4 protein-coding genes are annotated in these 2,360 nt (G+C 56.7%); all 4 read right to left on the minus strand.

The genetic code is table 11. The annotated features are described in order from the left end of the window. Positions 1-14 precede the first annotated feature (14 nt). Positions 15-368: a helix-turn-helix transcriptional regulator gene (locus Q8W24_RS16630; protein WP_305476010.1), complete on the minus strand. Its 354-nt coding sequence runs from the start codon at positions 366-368 to the stop codon at positions 15-17. A 1-nt stretch (position 369) separates the two neighbouring features. Continuing rightward, a complete protein-coding gene (locus tag Q8W24_RS16635; RefSeq protein WP_305476011.1) occupies positions 370-993 on the minus strand; it encodes a hypothetical protein in 624 nt (207 codons plus the stop codon). Beyond that, positions 990-1,706, minus strand: coding sequence for an AAA family ATPase (locus tag Q8W24_RS16640; protein ID WP_305476012.1), 717 nt, complete (start codon positions 1,704-1,706; stop codon positions 990-992). Before Q8W24_RS16640 ends, Q8W24_RS16635 begins: the two co-directional genes overlap by 4 nt. Before the next feature lie 45 nt (positions 1,707-1,751). Then, a partial coding sequence (locus tag Q8W24_RS16645; RefSeq protein ID WP_305476013.1) for a hypothetical protein occupies positions 1,752-2,360 on the minus strand: 609 nt, incomplete at its 5' end.

Below are 2,360 nucleotides of genomic sequence, written 5' to 3' on the forward strand. Positions count from 1 at the left end.
GTTGGCGGGTGATTTCATTGTTTGGCCTCCGCAGTGGCTGCGTATGAGCAGGTTTTGCAGGCGCGATACAGCTGCACTCGCAAGGGGTTGTGGGTGGCTCCGGCCTGGCGCTGGTAGCGCTGGCAGTTGTCTAACGCCAGTTCTCCGAGCACGGGGCACGTGACTGTATCGCCCAGGTATTCACCCCGGACGAGCTTTTCAATGCGGGTTAAATCACCCGGATACTTGCCTTTAAGCACTTGGCTGATCAGTGCACCAGAGACGCCCAGTTCACGAGCCACTTTGGCTTGTGAGCGATTGCTGCATTGATGGCGCAGCTCGGTCATCCAGCGGGGTTCGTCGGTACTGACTAGTGGGATGGCTTCCATTTCAGTTGGCCTCTGATTCAGTGGATTTGGTGGGGTGGGATGACCAAACCACCAGTCCCAGGTTTGGGTCGTAGATCTGTTTGGTGCGTTGTATTTGGGGCGGACGTGGGCCGGTATTTTTGCCAGGAATCAGGCGGTAGCGGGTGAGTCCTCCGCCGTTGTGAGCCGCTTTAGTGATCCGCAAATATCCGGCGTTGGTCAGGTAGCGGCAGTATTCCGCTGCATCACGTTCTTCGACCTTGACGGAGTCGGTGTTGGCGGCGGCAGCCAGCTCCCGGTAGCTGAATTCACCCAGTACCTTGATGGTGCGCCAGAGGTTTTCTCGTCCTCGTCCCTGGGTTACTGGCTGGCCTTCTTTATTCAGGCGTGGGGTTTCAGTCCCGGTGTTTTTGATCAGTGTCCAGGTATTTGGCTGGCCCTTCTTTTCAGCCTTTTCAACACTCAGGTAGCCGCCCAGTTGCAGACGCTTGAGATAGCTTGAAATGGTCATGGTATGAACACTGGTGCCTTTTTTTGAAAGCCAGAGGTATAGCTCTGGCGTGGTGAAACACGCTAACGTTCGAATGCCGATCCAGATGGCATCTTGCCCGCGGCCCTGACTCATATAGGCTGGCTGGCGACTCATACGTTACGCCCCCGTGGCGCTTGGCCGGTAAATAGTGGCTCGTCAAAGTTGGCTAGCGTCACTCGATTGGTGCCGTTGTCGGCCGCCCAGTTGCGGATGTTCTCCAGGTTGACGCAGACCCGACGGGTAACACCCTTGGTGGCATCCAACAGGTTCAACAGCAGCTGTTCGTCGATTTGTATGTCTCGGGCGTAGATTTCAGTGAGCTGCAGCACGTCGCGCATTTGGCACGGTTGAGCGGGCACCCATTTCAAGATGCGGTTATGAATTTTTTCAAATTTGGCTAGCTTGGCAGGCAGTCGCTCCTCGCCGATCAGGAGAATGGCGGCTTGGGAGCCTTCGTACAGATCCATTGCGAGCATGACGTGGCTTTTGCTGTCTGCCAGCCAGTCGGCCTCGTCGATGATCAGCGGGCGGCCTGATTGCATCAGTTCTTCACAGGCTTGTTCGTTCATGTCTGCCAAATTTTTGGCGGGCATGATGCCCATTTCACGCAGAATGGCTTCCAGAAACTTCTTACGTGTCCAGGTGCTTTTGCACTGCACATAGAAGGCTCGGTGAGCGTTGGCGACGTAACTGGCGGCAAACGATTTGCCGACGCCACTGTGTCCATGCAGCACTCCCAACCCTGGCAGGCTGGGGCTACGCTCTTGCAGTTGCACCATCGCTTGGTTGGTCAAGGCCACGTTGGTGATTCCGGCTATGTTCGACATTCTGATTTCCTTCTTTTTTCGGGTTTAAACCGTGTTAATCCGGTCTTAACGGCCGGTTAGGGTTATTTGTCCGGTCCGCATCAGGTGCAGATCGCGGCCGGTTTTGTAAGCGCTGCTGTTTTTAAATCGGCTGTACCAGGCGGCCTCTGAGGCATCTGCAGTGCTGGTTTCTATACGTGCCGCAATGTCCAGGGCGTACAGGTAGCGCTCCTCCATATCCTCGGGGGGCCGGATGACCGGCACACTGAACTCAGGACGAATCACCTGTGCGGCACGCGGTGCCGACGGTTGTTCCAGGGGCGGTAGCGCTGGCAGATCGGCGGTAGGTTGTGCCTGTTGCGCAGCCAGGGCAGCTCGGGCTGCGTCAATGCCAGCGCTGGTGTGCTCTTGCTCTGGGCGTGGAAAATGGCGCACTTTTTCGGCACGCCCTTCTGATGCGCGGTGGTCCAGAATCTGTTGGGCAACGTCGCGCTTGGTAACTTTTTGGGCGGCGGTTTTCAGACGGCGGCGCTCTTCTTGTATCGCCTCTTTTTGAATGATCTTGGCTTTTACGCCAACCTCTTCACGGCTGACGCCAGTGATCGCCGGATCTTCGGCGGTGCAGAGGTAGTCGCCGTCCAGGTCATAGACATAGATGCGCCCCATGTCGGCCTC

Origin of the sequence: Oceanobacter sp. 4_MG-2023, from assembly GCF_030689165.1 — a bacterium.
In the GTDB taxonomy this organism is placed as follows: Bacteria; Pseudomonadota; Gammaproteobacteria; order Pseudomonadales; family Oceanobacteraceae; genus Oceanobacter.